Source organism: Pseudomonas sp. NFX98, assembly GCF_047784845.1.
In the GTDB taxonomy this organism is placed as follows: Bacteria; Pseudomonadota; Gammaproteobacteria; order Pseudomonadales; family Pseudomonadaceae; genus Aquipseudomonas.
In genome coordinates, this window is the sequence record NZ_JBLNNF010000004.1 from 136915 (window position 1) to 160120 (window position 23206).

Annotated in this window: 20 protein-coding genes; 5 read left to right on the forward strand and 15 right to left on the reverse strand. The window is 59.7% G+C overall.

What is annotated here, in order from left to right; genetic code table 11:
* Window positions 1-48: 48 nt before the first annotated feature.
* Together ACM110_RS06685 and ACM110_RS06690 are read right to left on the reverse strand one after the other, a co-directional pair.
* Window positions 49-1608: a TerC family protein gene (locus ACM110_RS06685; protein ID WP_416127130.1), complete on the reverse strand. Its 1560-nt coding sequence runs from the start codon at window positions 1606-1608 to the stop codon at window positions 49-51.
* Between the two features lie 324 nt (window positions 1609-1932).
* Complete coding sequence (locus ACM110_RS06690) at window positions 1933-2799, reverse strand: LysR family transcriptional regulator (protein WP_416127131.1); 867 nt, start codon at window positions 2797-2799, stop codon at window positions 1933-1935.
* Between the two features lie 103 nt (window positions 2800-2902).
* Between ACM110_RS06690 and ACM110_RS06695 the strand changes: the two genes are divergently transcribed.
* A complete protein-coding gene (locus ACM110_RS06695) occupies window positions 2903-4447 on the forward strand; it encodes an MFS transporter (protein ID WP_416127132.1) in 1545 nt (514 codons plus the stop codon).
* Here ACM110_RS06695 and ACM110_RS06700 read toward each other — a convergent pair.
* Window positions 4433-4837, reverse strand: a complete 405-nt coding sequence (locus ACM110_RS06700; RefSeq protein WP_416127133.1) for a MerR family transcriptional regulator — start codon at window positions 4835-4837, stop codon at window positions 4433-4435. The two genes, ACM110_RS06695 and ACM110_RS06700, sit on opposite strands and share 15 nt — an antisense overlap.
* A gap of 77 nt (window positions 4838-4914) precedes the next feature.
* Between ACM110_RS06700 and ACM110_RS06705 the strand changes: the two genes are divergently transcribed.
* Window positions 4915-6138 carry an NADH:flavin oxidoreductase/NADH oxidase family protein gene (locus ACM110_RS06705; protein WP_416127134.1) on the forward strand — a complete coding sequence of 408 codons (1224 nt, stop codon included), beginning with the start codon at window positions 4915-4917 and terminating at the stop codon, window positions 6136-6138.
* A gap of 70 nt (window positions 6139-6208) precedes the next feature.
* Here the strand turns inward: ACM110_RS06705 and ACM110_RS06710 are convergent, their stop codons facing one another.
* From ACM110_RS06710 to ACM110_RS06745, 8 genes are all read right to left on the reverse strand, one after another.
* Window positions 6209-8593, reverse strand: coding sequence for an efflux RND transporter permease subunit (locus ACM110_RS06710; RefSeq protein WP_416127135.1), 2385 nt, complete (start codon window positions 8591-8593; stop codon window positions 6209-6211).
* Window positions 8594-8621: 28 nt separating this feature from the next.
* On the reverse strand, window positions 8622-9674 hold the full coding sequence (locus ACM110_RS06715) for a WD40/YVTN/BNR-like repeat-containing protein (RefSeq protein ID WP_416127136.1): 1053 nt from the start codon (window positions 9672-9674) through the stop codon (window positions 8622-8624).
* A 1164-nt stretch (window positions 9675-10838) separates the two neighbouring features.
* The gene (gene pepN, locus ACM110_RS06720) at window positions 10839-13496 is read right to left on the reverse strand and encodes an aminopeptidase N (protein ID WP_416127137.1); all 2658 of its coding nucleotides are present in this window, start codon (window positions 13494-13496) and stop codon (window positions 10839-10841) included.
* A gap of 10 nt (window positions 13497-13506) precedes the next feature.
* Window positions 13507-14337: a DUF2797 domain-containing protein gene (locus tag ACM110_RS06725; protein WP_416127138.1), complete on the reverse strand. Its 831-nt coding sequence runs from the start codon at window positions 14335-14337 to the stop codon at window positions 13507-13509.
* Complete coding sequence (locus tag ACM110_RS06730) at window positions 14334-14594, reverse strand: YeaC family protein (protein WP_338580496.1); 261 nt, start codon at window positions 14592-14594, stop codon at window positions 14334-14336. The genes ACM110_RS06725 and ACM110_RS06730 overlap by 4 nt, the downstream gene beginning before the upstream one ends.
* 33 nt (window positions 14595-14627) lie before the next feature.
* Complete coding sequence (locus ACM110_RS06735) at window positions 14628-15497, reverse strand: rhomboid family intramembrane serine protease (protein WP_416127139.1); 870 nt, start codon at window positions 15495-15497, stop codon at window positions 14628-14630.
* Complete coding sequence (locus ACM110_RS06740; RefSeq protein WP_416127292.1) at window positions 15494-16468, reverse strand: metallophosphoesterase; 975 nt, start codon at window positions 16466-16468, stop codon at window positions 15494-15496. The genes ACM110_RS06735 and ACM110_RS06740 overlap by 4 nt, the downstream gene beginning before the upstream one ends.
* Window positions 16465-17355: an NAD(+) kinase gene (locus ACM110_RS06745; protein WP_034146463.1), complete on the reverse strand. Its 891-nt coding sequence runs from the start codon at window positions 17353-17355 to the stop codon at window positions 16465-16467. Before ACM110_RS06745 ends, ACM110_RS06740 begins: the two co-directional genes overlap by 4 nt.
* Before the next feature lie 118 nt (window positions 17356-17473).
* Here ACM110_RS06745 and ACM110_RS06750 point away from each other — a divergent pair, with 118 nt between their 5' ends.
* Window positions 17474-18424, forward strand: coding sequence for a DUF1853 family protein (locus ACM110_RS06750; protein ID WP_416127140.1), 951 nt, complete (start codon window positions 17474-17476; stop codon window positions 18422-18424).
* A gap of 131 nt (window positions 18425-18555) precedes the next feature.
* Here ACM110_RS06750 and ACM110_RS06755 read toward each other — a convergent pair whose 3' ends face one another.
* The 3 genes from ACM110_RS06755 to ACM110_RS06765 form a co-directional block, all read right to left on the reverse strand.
* Window positions 18556-19839 (reverse strand): arsenic transporter, encoded by a 1284-nt coding sequence (locus ACM110_RS06755; protein WP_416127141.1) that lies wholly within the window; start codon window positions 19837-19839, stop codon window positions 18556-18558.
* 31 nt (window positions 19840-19870) lie between these two features.
* Complete coding sequence (locus ACM110_RS06760; RefSeq protein ID WP_416127142.1) at window positions 19871-20218, reverse strand: metalloregulator ArsR/SmtB family transcription factor; 348 nt, start codon at window positions 20216-20218, stop codon at window positions 19871-19873.
* Window positions 20219-20315: 97 nt separating this feature from the next.
* Window positions 20316-21419 carry a DUF2855 family protein gene (locus tag ACM110_RS06765; protein WP_416127143.1) on the reverse strand — a complete coding sequence of 368 codons (1104 nt, stop codon included), beginning with the start codon at window positions 21417-21419 and terminating at the stop codon, window positions 20316-20318.
* 55 nt (window positions 21420-21474) lie between these two features.
* Here ACM110_RS06765 and ACM110_RS06770 point away from each other — a divergent pair, with 55 nt between their 5' ends.
* Window positions 21475-22134 (forward strand): TetR/AcrR family transcriptional regulator, encoded by a 660-nt coding sequence (locus ACM110_RS06770; protein WP_416127144.1) that lies wholly within the window; start codon window positions 21475-21477, stop codon window positions 22132-22134.
* Between the two features lie 23 nt (window positions 22135-22157).
* Here ACM110_RS06770 and ACM110_RS06775 read toward each other — a convergent pair whose 3' ends face one another.
* Window positions 22158-22718: an NADPH-dependent FMN reductase gene (locus tag ACM110_RS06775; protein WP_416127145.1), complete on the reverse strand. Its 561-nt coding sequence runs from the start codon at window positions 22716-22718 to the stop codon at window positions 22158-22160.
* Between the two features lie 182 nt (window positions 22719-22900).
* On the opposite strand from ACM110_RS06775, the gene ACM110_RS06780 reads away from it, so the two are divergent.
* Window positions 22901-23125, forward strand: coding sequence for a hypothetical protein (locus ACM110_RS06780; RefSeq protein WP_416127146.1), 225 nt, complete (start codon window positions 22901-22903; stop codon window positions 23123-23125).
* Window positions 23126-23206: the final 81 nt, after the last annotated feature.

Here is a 23206-nt window from a genome sequence, read left to right on the forward strand (position 1 = left end):
TGCCTTCGCTGGCAAGCCAGCGAAGGGGCCCTCAAACCCACCACTAAATCACCCGCCGATGCGCACCAGCAATACCCGCTTCACCCGCCGTTCTTCCACCGACATGACCGTCAAGCGCCAGCCTTCCCACTCATGGCTGTCACCGATCATCGGTAATCGATCCAGCAGACTCACGACCAACCCGGCCAAGGTTTGATAGTCGTCGGTTGGTTCTGCGGCAAACCCGGTGTGCTGTCGAACCCGCGCCAGGTTCAATGCGCCGCTGACCACGAACCCGCCCTTCTCCTCGATCACGTCCGGGCCTTCGATTTCGCTGGCATCGGGTAGCTCACCGGCAATCGACTCAAGGATGTCAGTCATGGTCAATACGCCGACAAAATCGCCGAACTCGTTGACCACGAACGCAATGTGCGTCGACGCCTTGCGCATCTGCTCCAGGGCATTGAGGATCGAATAGCTCTCCAGCAAGTTGATCGTCTGGCGTGCAAGATGCGCCAGATCAGGTTCGTTGCCGGCCAGGAACTCCTTGAGCAGTTCCTTCTTGTGTACGAAGCCCAACGGCTCATCCACCGCGCCGTCGCGAATCAGCGGAAGGCGCGAGTAGGACGAATGCATCAGCCGCGTACGAATCGCCTCGGCGTCATCGGCCAGGTCGATGTGATCGACATCGGCGCGTACGGTCATCAACGTGCGGATCGGCCGTTCCGCCAATTGCAGGACGCCGCTGATCATCACCCGCTCACGGCGATCGAACAGTTCTTCGTTCGGTGCCTCGCCGTTGTCGAGCATGTCGGCGATTTCTTCACCCACCTCCTCCACCGCCATCTTGCGCCCCCCGAGCAAACGCATCACCGCGTGGGCAGTCCGTTCGCGCATCGGTCGCAGACCTTGCATCGAACGCTTGCGCCGGGCTCGGGCGATCTGGTTGAACACCTCGATCAGGATCGAGAAACCGATGGCCGCATACAGATAGCCCTTGGGAATATGGAAGCCCAGGCCTTCGGCGGTCAGCGCAAAGCCGATCATCATCAAGAAACCCAGACACAGCATGATCACCGTCGGGTGCGCGTTGACGAAACGGGTCAGCGGTTTGCTGGCGACGATCATCAGGCCGATGGAAATGATCACAGCGATCATCATCACCGCCAGTTCGTCGACCATGCCCACGGCGGTAATCACCGCATCGAGGGAGAACACCGCATCCAGCACCACGATCTGCGCCACGATTGGCCAGAACAGCGCGTAGGCCGAATTGGACGAACGTTCACCGACATGGCCTTCGAGCCGTTCGTGCAATTCCATGGTGGCCTTGAACAACAGGAACACACCACCGAACAGCATGATCAGGTCTCGCCCGGAGAAGCTCTTGTCGAACACCTCGAACAGCGGCTGGGTCAGGGTCACCAGCCACGAAATGCTCGCCAGCAGGCCCAAACGCATCAACAACGCCAGGGACAAACCGATGATCCGCGCACGGTCGCGCTGATGCGGCGGCAACTTGTCCGCCAGGATCGCGATAAACACAAGGTTGTCGATGCCCAGCACCAGTTCCAGCACAATCAGCGTCAACAAGCCCAGCCATGCGGTGGGGTCAGCTAACCATTCCATAAAAACGTCTCGATCTCTTCAGTGAATTCAGAATGCCGGGCACGGCAAGGCGCGGCGCAGAGGCCGTGGAGCTGCAATGTCATGGGTGTTCAGAAGCCGAAAGACCGGATGTTTCGCGTGCATCAAGACCGCGCGTTGGCGCGAGGAGGAAGGATGACTGGGAGGCTCCGTGAGGGTGTTCATGCAAGTCCTGAAAGGAAAAAAGGACTTGAATCGTACAGGTGATAGCGACAAATCCTACAGCCGGAAATCATTTCAAGATCTGTAGCTGCTCCCACAGGTTATTGCGTAATCCCTGTGGGAGCGAGCTTGCTCGCGATGCTTTTAACTCTTTTTCACACGCTCGATATACCGAACCACAGCCGGCGATTTCTCAAACCGCCGATGAACCAACGCCAGCCACGATGACGAATTGCAGTCCGAAACCTGCCGATACACCACATTCGGCAAACTGACATGCCCGACCACCGACTCCGGCACCACCGCGACGCCCTGCCCCAGCGACACCAGCGCAATCACCGCCACCAATCCACCCGGTTGCGCACCCAGCTTCGGTACGAACTTACCCTGCGCGGCCACTTGCAAAGTGCCAATCACTTGCTCCGGAAGAATGAAGTTCTCATTTTGCAGATGCGCAGAAGTGATCACCGGCAAGCGAGTCAGCCACGAGTCGACCGGTAGCGCCAGGACAAAGCCCTCATCATTGAGGCGCACGCCTTCGACGCCCTCAGGCAAGGTCATCGGACAGCGGATGTAACCGAGATCGAAGCGCCCTTCGAGGATCATGTTCGGCAGGCTGGCCATGGGGCTTTCCCGCACGTTGAGGCTGACATCCGGGTATTCGCTTGCAAAACCCTGCACCTGTTTTTGCAATATCCCCGAGTACACCGCCGAGGCCACATAGCCCAATTCGATATGACCGATATCACCGCGACCGGCACGTTGGGCATTGCGCTGCGCCGATTCGAATTGCCGCACCGTGGCTTCAGCCTCAATCAGCAGCGCTGCGCCAGCCTCGGTCAGGTTGACGTCCCGCACCTGACGCAAAAACAGCCGCGTGCCCAGTTCCGTTTCCATGTCCTGGATCTGCCGGGTCAGTGTCGGCGGCGCAATGCCCAGTTGCTCGGCGGCACGGGTGAAATTGCGCTGCCGGGCGACGGCCAGAAAGTAGCGGAAGTGACGGATGTCCATTTTTGCATTAGCTCAAAGGTAATGAAGTGATGAAGCGCGCCTAACAAAGACATCGTCAGCGAGCGATAAGCTGCACGAACCGCCACAGTAGAGAACCCCTGCCATGTCCGTCAAACCCAAGGTAAGCCCACGCCTGACCTTGCTCACCGCATCCGCCGTGTGCTCGTTGATCGTGCTCGACACCAACATCGTCGCCGTTACCTTGCCCAGCATCGCTCGGGATCTGGGGGCGAACTTTGCGGACATCGAATGGGTCGTCAGCGCCTACATGCTGGCCTTCGCCGCGTTGCTGCTGCCTGCCGGCAGCCTCGCCGACCGTTTTGGCCGACAGAAAACCCTGATGTGGGGGCTGGGCATTTTCATTCTCGCGTCGCTGGGTTGCGGTGCCGCGCCGAATGCACTGTTTCTCGATATCGCCCGCGCCATCAAGGGCGTCGGCGCCGCACTGCTGCTGACCTCGGCGCTCGCGTCCATCGGCCACACCTTCCACGATGAAGTCGAACGGGCCAAAGCCTGGGCATTCTGGGGCGGCTGCATGGGCGTGGCGATGACCGCGGCGCCGACCTTGGGCGGATTGATCACCGAGTACGTGGGTTGGCGCTGGATTTTCTACCTCAACCTGCCGGTCGGCCTGTTCCTGATGTACATGGTCTGGCGCGCGGTGCCGGAATCCCGCGACGCCCAGGCTGCACGCCTCGACCCTTGGGGTAGCCTCGCGTTCAGCGCCAGTCTGTTATGCCTGATCTGGGGCCTGATCGAAGCCAACCGCATCGGCTGGAACAACCCGGCAACATATGCGCGCCTGATTGGCGGCGCGGCGCTGCTGGGGTTGTTCGTGATCATCGAGCGGATGCAGCAGCGGCCGATGATCGACCTGCAATTGTTCCGCCACCCACGCTTCATCGGCGCCTTGCTCGGGATGTTCTCCTACGCCGCGTGCGCCCAGGTGATGATGACGATGCTGCCGTTTTATCTGCAGAACGGTTTGGGTTTTACTGCGATTTCGGCCGGGCTGGGCATGTTGCCGTTTGCGGTGACCATGCTGATCTTCCCGCGAATCGGCGCACGCCTGACAGGACGCGTAACCCCGGCAAACATGATGGCCATCGGTTTGACGCTGGTCGGCAGCGGTAACCTGCTCAGCGCCTGGGCGGTCAACAGCGGCGGTTACCCGCTCTTCGCCCTGGCAATTGCCGTGACCGGCGCCGGTGCCGGCCTGCTCAACGGTGACACGCAGAAAAACATCATGGCCTGCGTGCCTCGGGAGCGCACCGGGATGGCCTCGGGCATGAGCACCACCATGCGCTTCAGTGCGGTGATGCTGGCCATCGGCGTTTATGGCGCCCTGCTCGCCGGTCATACCGAACAACAGCTGCACACCGGCCTGTCGAGCCAGGCTCCGGCGCTGCTCGAACAATCCAAGGATGTCGCCTCGCGGGTGGTGGCCGGTGACATGAGCGCGGCAATGAGCCTGCTGCCCGAAGCGGCGCGAACGCTGGTCGAACCTTTGGCGCGGCAGGCTTTTGTCGCAGGTTTCAGTCTGTTGCTGTGGGTCGCGGGGCTTGCGGCATTACTCGGTGCGTTGGTGGTGGGCACGCTGATGCGCAACCCGATTCCTGCGCCCCAACGGTCCCTAGTGCTTGAATGACGCCAGCACCCGCTCGGCGTTCGCATCGCAGGCCATGCCCTCGGGGCGTGCCTGGATGCTCTCGATCAAGCCCAGCAACTGCGCTTTGCTCTGAGCAAGGTGCAGTTGCATCGCTTCGATCTGCTCGACTTTGCGTTGCAGGCTGACCATCAGTTCATCGTGCTTGAACGCGCCCGTCACATTGTCCGGTAACAGATTCTTGAGTTCTTCCAGGCTGAACCCGGCCTGCTGCGCGCACTGGATGATCTGCAAGGTTTGCAGAACCTGCTGCGGATAGCGCCGATAGCCGTTGGCCGAGCGCTGCACCTGCTGGATCAAGCCCTGAGCCTCATAAAAGCGGATGCGCGAAGCGGTCAGTCCGCTCAACTGCGCCAGTTCACCAATCTTCATAGTGCCCTCGTTTTCCTGCTTGACATTAAAGTTAACTTTAAGCTTAGCCTCCGCTCATCACTGATGAGGAGTCAAGCATGTCGCCCTTCCAAGCGTTGAATTTGCCCAACGGCCAGACCATCGGCAATCGCATCGCCAAAGCCGCGATGGAGGAGAATCTCGCCGACCTCGATCAGGCGCCCGACCACGCGTTGTTTCGCTTGTACCAGGCCTGGGCCGAGGGCGGAACCGGTCTGTTGTTGACCGGCAACGTGATGATCGACCGCCGCGCGATGACCGGCCCCGGCGGCGTGGTGCTGGAGGATGAACGACACCTTGAGCGCTTTCGGCAATGGGCGAACATTGGCCGGGCCGGTGGTGCGCAGTTCTGGGTGCAACTCAATCATCCCGGCCGCCAGACCATGGCCAACCTCGGTCAACAAGCCTTGGCACCGTCGGCGGTGGCGTTGGATCTGGGGTCGTTTTCGAAGATGTTCGCCGAACCGAAACCCATGAGCGAAGCCGACATTGAAGAGGTGATCCAGCGCTTCGCCACCAGCGCCACTTTGGCCGAAAAGGCCGGTTTCACTGGTGTGCAGATCCATGCCGCGCACGGTTACCTGATCAGCCAGTTCCTTTCGCCGCTGACCAATCGCCGCAATGACCAGTGGGGCGGATCGCTGGAGAATCGTGCTCGATTGCTGTTGGCCGTGGTCAGCGCGGTGCGTAAAGCCGTATCGCCGCAGTTTTGCGTTTCGGTAAAGCTCAACTCGGCGGATTTCCAGCGCGGCGGCTTCGACGCCGACGACTCCAGGCAAGTGATCCAGTGGCTCAACGAACAGCAGATCGACTTGCTGGAACTCTCTGGCGGCAGCTACGAAGCACCGGCGATGCAAGGCGAAGCTCGCGACGGCCGCACGTTGGCGCGAGAAGCTTACTTTCTGGAAATGGCTGGCGAGTTGGCCAGCGTGGCGCGGATGCCGGTGATGGTCACGGGCGGAATCCGCCGCTTGGCAATCGTTGAACAGGTGCTCGACAGCGGCATCGCCATGGCCGGTATCGGCACCGCGCTGGCCGTTGAACCGCTGCTGGTCAAACACTGGTGCGAAGGCCAAAACAGCCATCCGCAGCTACCGCCGATTCGCTGGAAACGCAAAGCACTGGCATCGCTGGCGACCATGGCGGTGGTGAAATTCCAACTGGCTCGGTTGAGTCGCGGGCGTACGACACGGCCGCAGGTGTCAGCGGTTTGGGCGTTGATTCTCGATCGTTTGCACATCACCCGGCGCACCCGGCAATACCGTCAGGCCATGGGCAAGTAATCCCGGACCAGCCATTTGACCCATAAAAAAGCCGCAACCTGGGTTGCGGCTTTTCTGTTTTACGCCGGGATCAGTGAGCGAACAGCGAGTTGCCCTTCTGCCCCGCCAGTTTCTCCGGTTTGATCAGGAACCGTGCCAGTGCCGGCAACAGCCACAGTGCACCGAACATGTTCCACAGCAGCATGAAGGTCAGCATCAGGCCCATGTCGGCCTGGAACTTGATGGCCGAGAAGATCCAGGTGCACACGCCGATGGCCAGGCACAGACCGGTGAACAATACCGCCTTACCGGTGGACTTCAGGGTCTGGTAGTACGCCTCTTGCAACGGCAGACCGGCACGCAGGAAGCTTTCCAGACGGCTGTAGATGTAGATGCCGTAGTCCACGCCAATTCCGACCCCGAGCGCCACGACCGGCAGGGTCGCGACTTTCACGCCGATGCCCATGAAGGCCATCAGGGCGTTGCCGAGTACCGAGGTCAGCACCAGCGGCAGCACGATGCACAAGGTCGCCGCCCAGGAGCGGAAGGTGATCATGCACATGACCGCCACGCAGATGTACACCAGGATCAGGATGGTCAGCTCGGACTTCTTGATCACTTCGTTGGTGGCCGCTTCGATCCCTGCGTTACCAGCCGCCAGGATGAACTCCAGGTTTTCGGTATTGTGCTCCTTGGCGAATTCCTGCACGGCATGCACCGCACGATCCAGGGTTTCAGCCTTGTGGTCGTTGAGGAACACCAGCACCGGTGCCAGCGAGCAACTGTTGTTGTACAGGCCATCGGCACGGGCAATCGAGTTGTTCAGCACGTCCGGGTTGCGCGACAGGGTTTCCCATTTCAGGTTGCCCTCGTTCATGCCCTTGATCATTTGCTTGGACACGGTCACCAGGGAAATCGCCGACTGCACGCCTTCGGTGTTCTGCATCTTCCACATCAGCTCGTCGATCGGCGCCATGGCTTCGTAACGCGAGCAGCCTTCAGACTTGGTCTTGACCATCACCACCAATACATCGGAGCTGGTGGAGTAATTGCTGATGATGAAGTTGTTGTCCTTGTTGTAGCGCGAGTCCGGACGCAGTTCCGGTGCGCCCTGGTCAAGGTCGCCGATCTTCAGGTTCTGGCTGTACCAGAGGCCGCCACCAAAGGCGACCAGCGCCAGCAGGATCGAGACCGGTGCGACTTTCGCGCTGGCGAAATTCGACAGCAGGCGCCAGAACGGATGCTCGCGGGTCGCGTCTTTCTTGCTGCGGGCCACGGCACGCTTGCTGATGCCGACGTAGGAAATCGCTACCGGCAGCAGGATCAGGTTGGTGAACACGATCACCGCCACGCCGATGGACGCGCCGATGGCCAGTTCACGGATCACGCCGATATCGATGATCAGCAGCGTGATGAAACCCACGGCATCGGCGAGGATCGCGATCATCCCCGGCAGGAACAACTGGCGGAAGGTGCGGCGCGCTGCGGTCAGGGCGTTGTCGGCCTCACTGGATTGCAGGGCAATACCGTTGATCTTTTGCACACCGTGGGAAATACCGATGGCGAAGATCAGGAACGGCACCAGCATTGAATACGGATCAAGTCCGAAACCGAAGAAGTGCATCAACCCGAGCTGCCAGATCACCGCGACCAGTGTCGTGCTCAACACCGCCACGGTGCTGCGCAGGCAGTTGGTGAACCACAGCAACAGGATCAGGGTAATGACGAAGGCGATGCCAAAGAACATCACCACCATCACCAGGCCATCGATCAGGTCGCCGACTTTCTTGGCGAAACCGACGATGTGGATCTTGACGTTGGGGTTCTGCGCTTCGAACTTGTTGCGGATCTTGTCTTCGAGTTCATGGGAGAACTTGCGGTAGTCCAGTGCGAGCAACTTGCCTTGGTCCTGAGGGTCCGGATAGGACTCCAGCAGTGGGATATCGACAATGCTCGACTTGAAGTCGTTTGCCACCAGACGCCCGACCTGACCGGATTTGAGCACGTTGTTGCGCAGCAGGTCGAGGCTGGCCTGGGAGCCGTTGTAACTCTGCGGGATCACTTCACCACCGGCGAAGCCCTCCTCGGTCACTTCGGTCCAGCGAACGCTCGGACTCCACAGCGACTTGAGGCCGGAACGATCGACGCCGGAGATGTAGAACACCTCGTCGTTGATCTGGCGCAGGGTCTCCATGTATTCCTTGGAGAAGATGTCGCCGTCGGTGGCTTCCACCGAAATCCGCACGGTGTTGCCCAGGTTCGCCAGATCGTTGCGGTGCTCCATCATCTTCTGGATGAAGGGATGCTCCAGCGGGATCATTTTTTCGAAACTGGTGGACGGCCGGATCAGCGTCGCCTGCCAGAACAGGAAAATGCTGACCAACAGGCAGATGACAATCACTGCCGGGCGGTTGTTGAAGATCAGGCGCTCTAGGAGTGTCGCCTTTTCCTGGTGATGAGTACTCAAGGAAGTCATAGCTGCGCCTTCTTATTATTAACCCGGCTCATTTGCCCGACTCGGTGCCGTTCGGCGAAGTGACGCGAACGCCGCCCTGTCCTGCCAGAACCAGATTGCCATTGCCTGCCGCCGTGACCGCCGAGACGGAAATGCGATCCTTACGGTTGACCACTTCGAAGGTTGCGCCATCGTCGCTGCTGCGAATCACCGAACCGCCATTACCGACGATCACGATAGAACCATCTTCGAGCAGCGTGCCACCGGACAGGCCAAACTCCAGGTCACCGCGTTCGGCCTTGAGTTCGACTTGTTCCCAGTTGCTACCGAAATCGGTGGAGCGATACAGATTGCCGCGCAGGCCATAAGCCAACAGCGTAGAAGGTTGTGCGGTGCCGATCACGCCAAACAGCGAACCTTCGTACGGGCCTTCGAGTTTTTCCCAGGTCTGGCCCCAATCGGCGGAGCGGAACATGCTGCCCTGCTCGCCAACGATAAACAGACCGGAGTCCTTGACCGCAGCGATGGCGTTGAGGTGGAACTGGTCTTCGTTGTCCAGCCGGTCGCTGACATCTTCCCAGTTTTTCCCACCATCGGTGGTGGTCATCAAAGCACCGTAAGCGCCCACGGCAAAGCCGCTGTTGACGTCCTGGAACCAGACATCGAGCAGCGGCGATTCGCGTTTCAGATCTTCGAATTGCTTGGTCCAGGTGACGCCGCCGTCCTCGCTGGCGAGGATCTGGGCGTCATGACCGACGGCCCAGCCGTGTTTGTCATCGACAAAAAACACTGAGGTCAGCAGTGCCCGGGTTGGCACCTTGGCTTGAGTCCAGTTTGCGCCCTGGTCATCGGAATACAGAATGTGCCCACGATCCCCGACCGCCACCAGGCGCTTGCCTGCGTGGACGACATCGAGCATCAGGCTTTTGCTGGCCTTGGCCGATTCAATCGAATAAACAACGTCGGATGCCGGCGCAGCCGCGGCCAGCGCAGGTGCTGACAGCATGGCAGAGCCCAACAGCGAGAGCGCTGTAGCCAGCAACGCGAACTTGCGTAATGCCAGCGGGCGGCAGATACCCACACCCATGACAGGCTCACTCATAGACCTTCCCCCATTATTATTGTTAGGTCGTTCAACCTTTCTGGGCGCCGCTAGGGTGCTGACCGGGATCACCTGTTTCAGAGCATAGTCCTGAAACCCGCAATCCAGAGCCCCTTCGGAAGCTGGCTTATCCTATCGGTGTTTTTGAAGGGCTGACAATCGACGGCACGTTATGTTTTGTTAACCGGGGGGGTATGTGTTTTCTCTGAATGATTGGGTATTAGGTGGGGTGATTAGGGGTTCGGGGTTCGGGGTTCGGTGTACATATCCATTTCGGCGGTAACGGCCGCTGGCGGTTTCGCTCTTACAGCGACTCACTTTTTCAAACGCCGGAGTGCCGGCCCAGCAAAAAGTAAGCAAAAGGCTTTGCCCCGGCGTACGGCACCTCGCTGGGGCTCGGTGTTCCCTCGCTACGGTGTCCATCAGGGGGCATCGCCTACGGTCTGCTGCGCGACGACCTCCTCTCGATGTGTGCGGCTTCGCCGCACGGCGCTACGCGCCTAACCCCCTGATGAACACCTACGCTCGGCCTGCCGAAGGGGCAAAAGATCAAAAGCAAAAGCGAGGCGGCCGACCGGCCGGCCTGGTCGTTAGTTCGTGCGCATTTCCCTGTAGGAGCTGTCGAGTGCAACGAGGCTGCGATCTTTTGATTTTGTTTTTTACAAGCGAGATCAAAAGATCGCAGCCTGCGGCAGCTCCTACATTGGACGTGATACAGCCGAAAAATCAGGTCGGCTGTCGGCTCCTACAATGGATCGGCGTACACCCACGCTCTTCACCACTCAACAGGCCGAGCGTTAGCTCGCCTGCCGCTCTTGATCTTGATCCACCCGCCCCTTCGGAAGGCTGAGTGGAGGCGTTCATCCGGGGGGAGGCGCGCAGCGCCGTGCGGCGAAGCCGCATACATCGAGAGGAGGTTGAAGCGAAGCCAACCGGAGGCGATGCCCCCGGATGGATGCCGGAGCGAAGGAACGCCGAGCCCCAGCGAGGGGCCGGACGCTCGGGGCGAGCGTTTTTTTGCTTACTTTTTTGAGGCGTTTGTCAAAAAAGTGAGTCGCCGTAAGGGCGAAACCATAAGCCGCCGTTACCGCAGCAACGGATATGTACTCAATCAGCCAAGGCCTTGGTCGGCCCAAAGGCCGCCAAGGTCAACAGCAAGCAGACTCAAGCCAAACTCTTGCTAACCACCTCAAACACATCACTGGACAACTGCCCCGAAGCCCTAATCCGCTCCAGCTCCCCTTTCATCAACGCCTGACGCGCAGCGTCATACTTGCGCCAGCGAGTCAGAGGCGCCAACTGACGAGAAGCAATCTGCGGATTAAACCCGTTCAGCTTGATCACCAGATCCGCCAGGAAGCGATACCCGGAACCATCCGCCGCATGGAAGTTGATCAGGTTCTGCCCGGCAAACGCACCGACCAACGCACGCACCTTGTTCGGGTTCTTGATGTTGAACGCAGGATGCTGCATCAACTGACGAACCCGTTCCAGCCCACCCGGCAACCCACTGCCGGCCTGAACGCTGAACCACTGATCCATGACCAGTGGGTTGTCCTTGAAGTGCTCGGCAAAACTGGCCAGCGCCGTGGCCTTCTGCTCTTCGAACGGCGAGTTGATCAACACGGCCAGCGCGGTCAAACGCTCGGTCATGTTATCGCACGCGTCGAATTGTTCCAGCGTCGCGGCCAACACTTCCGGCTTGCCGCTGAGCATCAGGTACGACAGCGCTATGTTCTGCAAGGCACGGCGGGCGAAATGCTCGGCCTCGGCCACGTACGGAGTTTGCTTGGACAAGTCGCGGTTGGCCTGATAACGCAGCCACAAACCCTCGAACAGCGCATCCGCCAGTTGTTTGCGGGCAAACTCACGGGCGGTGTGGATGGCGTCGACATCCGCCACTTCGCTGATTTCGGTAAGGTACGCTTCGCTCGGCAGCGAGAGCATTTCGGCGACCATCGCCTGGTCCAGCGACTCATCGGACAGCACGGTGCGCAAGGCCGAAACCAGACGCTGATCCAGCACCAGCGCTTCGCCCTTCTGTTGCTGGGCGATCAATTCTTGCAGCACCTGCACCGACAATTGCTGACCGGCATCCCAACGGTTGAAACCATCGCTGTCGTGCTGCATCAGGAACATCAACTGATCGCGGTTGTACGGGAAGCTCAGTTTCACCGGCGCGGAGAAACCACGCAGCAACGACGGCAGTGGTTGTTCGGCGATGTCGACGAACGTGAATGTCTGCTCGGCTTCGGTTACCGAAATCACCCGGGTCGTGCCTTGGGCAGCAGCTTCACCGGCCAGACGCAGGGCAATCTCGTTACCCTTGCTGTCGAGCAGGCCCAGTTCGACCGGAATCACGAACGGCAGTTTTTCTACCTTGTCCGGGGTTTGCGGGCAGCTTTGACGGAAGGTCAGGCTGTAGGTTTTTGCCGCCGCGTCGTAGGACTCGCTGACCGCTAAACGCGGTGTACCAGCCTGGCTGTACCAGCGCTTGAACTGGGTCAGGTCCACGCCATTGGCGTCTTCCATGGCCTTGATGAAGTCATCGCAAGTCACGGCTTGGCCGTCGTGGCGTTCGAAGTACAGGTCGCTGCCCTTACGGAAGCCTTCGGCGCCGAGCAAGGTGTGGATCATGCCGACCACTTCCGAGCCCTTTTCGTACACGGTCAGGGTGTAGAAGTTGGAAATCTCGATGAAGCTGTCCGGGCGCACGGCGTGGGCCATAGGGCCGGCGTCTTCGGCGAACTGGTGGGTACGCAGGTAGGCCACGTCCTGGATACGCTTGACCGTGGCCGAGTTCATGTCGGCGGAGAAGCCCGAATCGCGGAACACGGTGAAACCTTCCTTCAGCGACAACTGGAACCAGTCGCGGCAGGTCACGCGGTTGCCCGACCAGTTGTGGAAGTATTCGTGGGCGACGATTGCCTCGACCCGCTGGTGCGCGGCATCAGTGGCGGTTTCGGCGCGGGCCAGCACGGCGCTGGAGTTGAAGATGTTGAGGCCCTTGTTTTCCATGGCGCCCATGTTGAAGTCGTTCACGGCGACGATCATGAAGATGTCCAGATCGTACTCGCGACCGTAGACCTCTTCGTCCCAGCGCATGGATTTCTTCAGGCTGTTCATGGCGTGCTGGCACTTGTCGATGTTTTCCGGCTCGACATAAATGCGCAGCGCTACAGTGCGATCGGTCATGGTGGTGAACGTGTCTTCGACACACCACAGATCACCGGCCACCAGCGCGAACAGGTACGCCGGCTTCATGAACGGGTCTTCCCAGGTCGCCCAGTGCCGGCCATCTTCACCGGGACCGCTGGCAATCGGGTTGCCGTTCGACAGCAGCACCGGGTAGCTGTGCTGCTCGGCCACCACGGTGGTGGTGAACTTGCTCATCACGTCCGGGCGGTCGAGGTAATAGGTGATCTTGCGGAAGCCTTCGGCCTCGCACTGGGTGCAGAACATCGTGCCGGACTTGTACAGGCCTTCCAGCGCCGTGTTGGTTTCCGGGTGGATGCGCACGCTGGTGTCGACCGTGAACGTGGTGCTGGTCGGGTGCAGCGTCAGGTGGTTCTCGGTCAGTTGGTAGTCAGCTTCGCTCAGCTCGCGGTCAGCCAGGGTCACCGACAGCAGGTCGAGTTGTTGACCATCCAGCACCAACGGCGGCAGGCCCGGGCCACGCTCGGGGTTGCGGCGCATCACCAGTTGCGCGTGGACCAGGCTGTGGTCCTCGAACAACTCGAAGGTCAAATGTGTTTCGTCGATCAGGTACTCGGGGGCCTGATAGTCCTTGAGGTAGATCATCTTCGGTTGTTCGGTGCGCATGCTGGAGTCCTTAACTATGCACGGCGAGCTGGTAGGCCGTGTACTTACGAATATTGATCACGCCGGTGTCGAAGATCAGGTACTGGCCCTTGATTCCCATCAGCGTGCCTTCGGCAATCGGCTGCTTGTCCAGGTTGAAGCTGACAATCTTGGCCGGGTATTGCTCGACCGGATAGCGGATTTCGAGCGGTTCAACATCGGTAACTGTCTGGATTGCTTGTAGGCCAAATCGTTCCTGCAATGTTTGCAGGCCATCGGCGCAGCTGTCGAACAACTGGTCGCGCACCTGCGGCAGATCCACCGACACCGCATCGCCCTTGAGCAAGGCGCGCCAGTTGGTCTTGTCGGCCACCTGACTGCGGAACAGGTCCTCGACGAAACCCGATTGCTGGCGGGTCGAGACGCGCATGATCGGTAATGCCTGGCTGGCGCCCTGATCGATCCAGCGCGTCGGCAGCTGGGTGGCACGGGTGATCCCGACCTTTACCCCGGATGAATTCGACAGGTAGACGATGTGATCGGTCATGCAGAACTTCTCGCCCCACTCCGGTTCCCGGCAGGTGCCGGCGTCGAAATGGCAGCGTTCCGGGCTCATGATGCACACGTCACACTGGGCCAGTTTGGTCATGCACGGGTAGCAGTAACCCTGGCTGAAACTGGTTTTGGTCTTGCGCCCGCAATGGGTGCAGTGGATCGCACCCAGGTATTCCAGGCGCACCGTGGTGCCGATCAACGGATTGACCGGAACCTCGGTATCACCCAGACGAAATGCGTATTGCACGTTCGGCCCGTCCAGGCGCGCCGACATTTTGCTGATTGCACCGCGGCCAATCTCGATCAATGGATGGCATCCGACTTGAACAGGATATTTGGCACCTGGATCGATTTGGAGCTGCATTCCTGCGGGCCCATGTAACCCGTGCGTTCTTCCTCGGGCAGGTTCTGGATTTCCCAGGCGATCATCGCTTGCAGCGACAGTTCGCGTTGCTCGGCGGTGAGTTTGCCACCGTCGGCCCATTTACCGATTTCCACCGCCAGTTTCAGGTTCTGGTAGATGTCCGGGGTGATGTTCTTGATCATTTCGTTAAAAGAGGACATTGGGTCTCCGTCTCTTTATTGCATGTTCTGAAATTAGGCGGCCAGTTTACGGCGGTTGTACAAACCACCCAACAAACCGGTGAAGCATCCGATGAGTAACCCGCTGACATGGGCCGCGTTGGCGATTTCGCCGAAGCCGATCATCGAGACCAGCCCGGACAGGCACAGCAGCAGCCACACCAGCATCATCACCAGCACCCCACGGGGCAGGCGATAAGCGGGGTTCGGCGCCAGCAGCTGGAAGATCCAGCAGTGTCCGAGCAAGCCGTACAGCACGCCGGACAACCCGCCAAACAGGCTCGGGCCGCTGAAAACGTATTGGGTGTAGTTGGAAACCAGGCTGAACAGCAAGGTCAGGCCGACCAGGTTGATGCTGCCCTGGCGCGATTCGATGCGCCGCCCCAGCTCCCAGTACCACATGCCGTTCATGGCCAGGTGCAGGATGCCGAAGTGGATCAGCATCGGTGTGACCAGGCGCCACCACTGCCCCGCCGCCAGGCTGTCGGCCAGTGGCGTGAAGTGGATGTATTCGCCGACGATGCGGAAGTCGAGGAAGGTCAGCCAGCGCATTGCGTTGAGGTTGTCGCCGAGCATCGTCAGCGCACCGACCAGCACGCTCAGCAGGAGTATCGCGGCGGTCGCCTTGGCATAACGCACTTGCTCGACGAAACCCGGGCGCTTCCTGGTTTGCGCCACCGGAATGTCCAGTTGCTGGTCGGGATCGCCCGCCGGAAAACGTTCATACAAGGCGCGAACGTCCTCGCTGATGTTGTCCGGCACCCACAACACCTGTTCGCCCGCCTCTTCGCTGACCCGATGCGGCACTTGCATGCGTTGCAGCAATTTGACGAAGCCGCTCAGGTCCACCGCCAGCGGCAGACGCAATACCGCCACAGAACTCATTGCAACACCTCCGGTCGCTCGACATCGACCCAGACAAATTTATGCGGATCGAGCCGCGTTTCCTGATCCAGGCGATAGGCGACCAGTTTGCCGTAGAGCACGGCGCTGTAGTCCAGGCAGGCAAGGTTCGGGCGGATCGGCGCCGGTTTGCCGCTGCGCCAATAATGGCCAACGAACAGCAACGGTTCGTCGACGCCGTAGCGCAACAAGCTGTTCTTTTCCGTCGAAGTCAGAGGTGTCTGGGCTACCGGCTCAGGCAAGGCGTCTGGCTGAAACACGATATCCCCATAGGTTTTCGGGTCATCTTCCCAGAACTTGGTGCGGAAGAACGAACGCACCAGGCCATCGCCGCTGGTCATGGTCAAGCCATGGGGCAGGCGCATGTCAGTGCCGCGCAGCAAGCGGTCGAACACGGTACAGGCAAAGGACCCTGACTCGGCCGAAGCCTGGAGGAAATGCTCGTCGATGCAACCGTTGGGGAACAACGCCCGCAGCGGTTCGATCAGGCCGGCATCCCAGCAGGCGTGCACCACGCGGAAACGCCCGGCATCGAGGAACAGCGGCAGTTCATAGAACCACTGTTGGAAGTCATGCCAGTCACCCGGATGGTGTTCGAACTGGGTCAGGGTTTCATGCAGCAAACGGGCATGGCGCGGCGTGTGTTCGCGCACGAACTGCTTGCCGCTGCCAGGCAGCGCGGGCGTGCCCCAACCCAGTGCGTTGAATTCATGGTTGCCCATGATGCACAGCGCCTGACCGGCCTCGACCATGTCGTGGACGATATGCAACGCCTCGCGAATCCGCGGGCCGCGGTCGATGATGTCGCCGACGAACACCGCCATGCGCGAGGCATGGCGCCAGACGCCACCTTGTTTGTGATAACCGAGCCGGTCGAGCAAATGCTCAAGGGTCAGAGCGCAACCGTGCACGTCACCGATCAGGTCGTAGCTACGCGCGGGATCGAGCATCAGTCGCCTCCACCACCCAACTTGCTGCCCCAGCCGAGCTTGGTCCGGCAGACTTCGTAGTAGTTGTGGTCGAGCGGATGGATCAGCCGCAATTTCTGCGCTTTTTTGCTGACGGTGATGGTGTCGCCGGGCGCACAGGTAAAGTGGTTCTGCCCGTCACACGAGACTTGCGGGTAAATCTGCATATCCTTGGACACGACGATTTTCAGCTCACTGTTGCCATCGACCACTATCGGCCTGCCCGACAAGGTATGGGGGTACATCGGCACAATTACAATGGCGTCGAGCTTGGGATGCATGATCGGGCCGCCGGCGGACAGCGCATACGCCGTCGAACCGGTCGGTGTGGCGACGATCAGGCCGTCGGCCTTCTGGCTGCACACGAACTGGCCATCGATGTACAGCTCGAACTCGATCATCCGCGTCGATTTGCCGGGGTGAAGCACCACGTCGTTCAGCGCATCGCCCTGGCCGATGGCCTCGGCGTGGCGACGGACTTCGGCCTGCAGCAGAAAGCGGTTTTCCACCAGATAGTGGCCGTCGAGCACTTCGGCGACTTTGACTTCCAGCTCGTCGGGGCGGATGTCGGTCAGGAACCCGAGGCTGCCACGGTTGATGCCCAGCACCGGAATATTGTGTTTGGCCAAGGCCCGGGCGGCGCCCAGCAGGCTGCCGTCCCCGCCGACCACTATCACCATGTCACAGACTTCGCCGAGCATCTTGCGCGAAGACGTTTGCAGGCCGTGGCCCGGCAGGACTTCGGCGATGGTGTCTTCGAGGATCACGTGCAGGTGACGATCGAGCAGAAAGCGTTTCAGTCGGCGGACGGTATCCAGCACCTGGGAACTGCCCAGGCGTCCGATGATGCCGATATTGCGAAATTGCTCCATGGGGCTCCTGCTGGGGATCTGTGCGACGACGAAAAACACGATTATGGGTGAAAGCGGCGGATAGACAAAATCCTTTCAGCGCCAAGGATGTACTCCTGTTTGAGGCTATGCTCGCAAGATGATCCTATTTCCAGATTTGCTGCAGTTGCCCCACCAGTTGCGCCACCCCGAGGTGCGCGACCTGGCGTGGGTCATCCTCGCGCCGCCGATGCTCGCCGACACGCCGTGGCCGCAACGCCATCCGCTGGCCGGCAGCGACTGGGTGCAGGCACCGGAGCACCTGGAACACTGGCTGCGTCGGCTGGACCAGGACAGCTACGGCCTGCTGCACTGGCTGGCCCAGGCCCGCACCCGCCGACTTGGCCTGTATTACGAACGCCTTTGGCAGTTTGCCGTGCAGCACGCGCCCGGCATCGAACTGATCGCCGCCAACATGCCGATCCGCCGCGAAGGCCACACGCTGGGCGAACTGGACATGCTGCTGCGCGATCGCGACGGCGTGCATCACCTGGAACTGGCGATCAAGCTGTATCTCGGCCCGCAACAGGGCGACGGGCACGACGCCGCGCAATGGCTCGGTCCCGGCTGCCATGATCGGCTGGACCGCAAACTGGCCCATCTGAGCGAGCATCAGCTGCCGATTTCGGCGCGCCCGGAGAGCCGCGAAGTGCTGGCGGCGCTGGATATCCGCCAGTTCAGCGCGCATTTGTGGCTGGGTGGTTACTTGCTTTATCCATGGCCGGGGCCGGCGGCGTCTCCGCGTGGCGCACATCCGCAGCATTTGCGCGGTCGCTGGCTGCATCAAAAGGACTGGCCGGAGTTTGTCGAACAAAGTCCGCCCGGCCGCTGGCAACCCCTGCCCCGCCACGCCTGGCTGGCGCCGGCGCACTACACGGCGGAGCACACCTGGGGCGCCGAACAACTGAAGGCATGGATGAGCGACCTCGACCCGCTGGCCCCGGCGCAATTGCTGGTACGGTTAACCGAAAATGCCAAGGGCGACTGGGAAGAAGCCGAGCGGTTGTTTCTGGTGGCGGATCTTTGGCCGAATGTGCCGGGGCAAGGTTGATTCGGACTTTGTAGGTGTAGCGAAAAGATCGTCCGATCGCGGCCCGAGCCTTCGGCAGCTCCTACAGGTGTACGCATTCCAATGTAGGAGCTGCCGCAGGCTGCGATCTTTTGATCTTGCTCTTCAACAGTCTAGAGGGATAACCGCACAGCCAGCGCCGCCAACGTCACCAGCAACACCGGCACCGTCAACACGATCCCCACCTTGAAGTAATAGCCCCAGCCAATCTGAATATTCTTGCGCTCCAGCACATGCAGCCACAGCAACGTCGCCAGACTGCCGATCGGGGTAATTTTCGGCCCCAGGTCACTGCCGATGACGTTGGCGTAGATCATCGCCTCTTTCACCACGCCCGTTGCCTGACTGGCATCAATGGACAACAACCCGATCAGCACCGTCGGCAAGTTGTTCATGATCGACGACAGCAACGCGGTCAATACGCCAGTGCCCATCGCCGCGCCCCAGACGCCGTACTCGGCAAAGCCGTTGAGGCAACCCGCCAGATAGCCGGTAAGCCCGGCATTACGCAGGCCGTAGACCACCAGATACATGCCCAACGAGAAAATCACGATATGCCACGGCGCGTCTTTCATCACTTTGCGCGTGGAAATCTTGTGGCCGCGGGCCGCGATAGCCAACAGCAAGGCAGCGCACACCGCTGAAATCGCGCTGATGGGAATGCCCAGCGGTTCCAGCGCGAAACAACCGAGCAGCAGTATCACCAGCACCGCCCAACCGGCATAGAACGTCGCCTTGTCGTGGATTGCGGTTTCCGGGTGCTCCAGTTGTTCGGGATCGTATGCCTTGGGAATATCGCGCCGGAAAAACCACATCAGCATCGCCAGGGTCGCGGCCACGCTCACCAAATTGACCGGGATCATCACCACCGCATAACGGTTGAAGCCGATGTTGAAGAAGTCTGCGGAAACGATGTTCACCAGGTTCGACACCACCAGCGGCAGGCTCGCGGTGTCGGCGATGAAACCGGCACCCATGACGAACGCCAGGGTTGTCGCCTTGGAGAAACGCAACGCCAACAGCATGGAAATCACGATGGGCGTAAGAATCAGCGCAGCGCCGTCATTGGCGAACAACGCCGAGACCAGCGCACCGAGCAGCACCATGTAGGCAAACAGCTTGCGCCCGTTGCCTCGCCCCCAACGAGCCACGTGCAGCGCGGCCCAGGCAAAAAAACCGGCTTCGTCCAGCAACAGACTGATGATGATCAACGCAACAAAGGTGCCGGTGGCGTTCCAGATGATCTGCCACACCAACGGGATGTCAGTCAGGTGCACCACACCGAAAATCAGCGCCAGCACTGCGCCGAACACCGCACTCCAGCCGACGCCGAGGCCTTTGGGTTGCCAGATCACCAGGGTGATGGTCAGCAGGAAAATCAGTGACGCTACCAGCATGGGCGACTGCCTTACGGAAAATGGGAAAGAATCAGCAGCAGCGGACCGGTCGGTCGACCATCGCCTGCAAACGCGTCACATCGGCGGCAAGCCACTCGACGTTGGCCGTCAGCGCCTCTTGCAACATCGTGGTGACCCAAGGTGACAGCTGCGGGTGCAACCGGTAATAAACCCACTGCCCCTGTCGCCGATCCGCCAACAGGCCATTGCTGCGCAATTGCGCCAGATGACGGGAGATTTTCGGTTGACTGAGGTCCAGCGCTGCGGTCAGTTCGCACACGCACAGTTCGCCTTCGCGCGCGATCAGCAACGCAACACGACTGCGGGTGTCATCGGCCAAAGCCTTGAAAACATCGACGGGACTGCGGGAGTCGGACATGAAGAACACGCCTCTGAACAAACGAGGCGTGAATATATGGAATTTCGAATATGCAGTAAAGCGCTGTCTGGAAATCACAGCGCCATGCAACTGAAACTCACAAGCTTATGACATGCCCTTCGACAGGCTTGATCTGGCCATGATACAGGCGGGAAATAACGGCCTGCGCCGCTTCGTACCCGCGACTTTCCACTACCTTGAGCAACGGCTTTTCAGTGGCCGTGACCTTCTGGAAAAATTTCAGCAAGCCCTCACCGATATGCTGACTGACCCCTTCCGGCCCCCAATCGGCATTGCGCTTGCGAATCTGGATCGGTGCAAAAAAGAATACCGGCTGCGGGCCCTCGATTGCGGTCAGCCGAGCCTCATGGGTGCTTTGCGCTGAACCGGCGAAACAGCTGTAGATCAACTGTCCGGAGAAATGCTGGTGTACCCGGTCACGCAGATCCAGGTCGCCGGAAAAATCCACGTACAGCGTTGGACGGTCATTGGGCAGGTTCAGCAGCTCCTCGTACGACACCGTGCGTTCGTACAAATCAAAACGCTCGACAAAGGTTTTGTTGCCGGCCGAGGTCAACCCCACTCTTTCCAGACCAGGATGATTTCCCAGGCAAACGGCCGTGCCGTAGGCGGTTTTGCTCGATGCACTGGAGAAAACCAGCCGAGTCGCACCAAAGAACTGCTTGTCTTGCAGGAAGTCGGCGAGCATCGAAGACGTCAGGAACAGCGGCTTGAGCAATATCTGCAGGTTTTCGGTAACGGGGCTGTAGTAAGTGTCCCAACTGCAGCGGGTGTACTGGTTATAGGCCGACGTCAAACCTTGCCGGTGTTCGGCGCCGTCGTAGAAACCGCGCTCGGTAACCCGTTCCGGGCGCATCCACAGGTGGCTGGCAATCGGGAAATACCCGTAGAAACGCTCTCCGACCTTGATGCCTGCGACATCCGAGGCGATGACATCGGCAAAACCCCAGGCCGGAACGTGACCCCATTCCGCCAACCCTGTAGGAAAGAAGCCCCAGTAGTTCATCGAATTGCCATAAGCGGCGTAGGTAATGTTGTTGGTGGTCAGTGCACAACGATCAATCTTCAGAATGACTTCCCCCGCGGCGGGAACGAAACTGCGCGAAATCTGCTCGATGCGGCTTTGGTCGAGGGCATCTTTACGGGTAATCAGTCGTGTTACCGTGCTTGTGATTTGCATCCTTCAATCTCCTGCTGCGACACAGTGGCGGGTAGCACCAGCGTAGTGGCCGCCGATGAAGAACGGGTTCGGAAACAGCAAGGGCCGGTTGCCCACCGTCAATCCCCGCGCAAAACCGCTGAAACGGCCGACTCAGGCCCGGGCGATTTTCACCGTCGACGCGATTTATGAGGCATTTGTTCGGATTTGGCAGCGAGACGGCTGGTCAGGCCTGACCACCCGCGAGGTGGCACTGGAAGCAGGTGTTGCGATCGGCACGCTTTACGACTACTTCCCGAGCAAGGAAGCCTTGCTATCCGGTTACATCCGCCATCGTCTGGATATCCTGCTACAGGAACTGGATGAATCTGTCGTACAGGCCAACGACCAGGACTGGTCAACCCGAATCAAGCGCCTGATTCGACTGACCTGCGACCCCGACGATGAAGGCCAGCCCCTGTTCAACCACGCCGTGCTGCTCATCGAACACCAGATCGCCGAACCTAAACATCATCGAAGAGTGTTCGATGAGCTGGCGCAAAAATGGCGTGAAGCCTTCGCTGCCTGTGACGACCTGCCAGCGCAACCCTCGCCAGCGACCATCGATGCCTGGGTGATCATGGCGTGGGGTGGCCGACGTTATTGCGTTACCGCGCAACCAACGGCGGCACAAACCGCCGCCTGGCTGTCGGAAATGGAAACGACGATCTGTAGCCGACTGGCCAGCGCTCCGTAGCCTGGAGCGCTGGAAACCGGCAATCACATCTTTTTGTGTTGCTCGACCCACTGCCCGAAGGCATTAATGAAACTCTGCAGGAACGGCTTGACCGATTCCGACAGTTTGCCTGCCTCATCGAACGCCGAACCGGCACCGCCCAGATAGGCTTCCGGCTGCTGCATCAACGGCACGTTGAGAAACACCATGGACTGGCGCAAGTTGTGGTTGGCGCCAAACCCGCCAATCGCACCCGGCGATGCACTGATCACCGCTCCCGGCTTGTTGCTCCAGGCACTCTTGCCATAAGGGCGCGAGCCCACGTCAATAGCATTCTTCATCGGCGCGGGCACCGAACGGTTGTATTCCGGGGTCACGAACAGCACCGCGTCGGATGAACTCACTTGTTGTCGGAAAGTGCTGTAGGCTGCCGGCGGTGAATCACCATCGATGTCTTCGTTGTAGAGCGGCAAGTCGCCGATTTCGACGATAGTGAGTTTGAGGTTGGCCGGCGCCAGATCAGCCAGGGCCAGCGCAATCTTGCGGTTGATCGATGCTTTGCGCAGGCTGCCAACCACTACGGCGACGTTATAGACATTGCTCATGGAAGACTCTCGATTGTCCGTGGGGGGAGCCTGTAGTTATAGATGATCAGACGACAGTTCAACCAGTGAACACAGGTATATCTGCGTCCTGATTATTTTTTTTATGTAGGAAAACTTACCGTGCTCGATGGCGGTCTACAAAGCCGCAAATCAAGCGTTTTATCTCCAGAGGTTCTAAGCAGATGGCAGCAGTACTCGTCGGTCAGTTCCATGCAAGAGACGCGGAAGGCCGCATTTATTCCGTGCATGAGTTCCAGGATTCCACCCCGGCGACAGGTTCGGGGCCTGTTACCACCTACAAGCTGGCCATTGGCGATCGCGTAAACAAACTCGATGAAAACGAGTTTCAACTGGTGCAAACCGGCGTCACCCTGACCCGTGAACCGGAAACGAACGCCGTTTCATAACTCGATGTTATGAGCAGAAGTCATATGCGCGGACTTGGGTTAGGATTCAGCCACTGACTCCTTCACCTGCTGAACATGGAC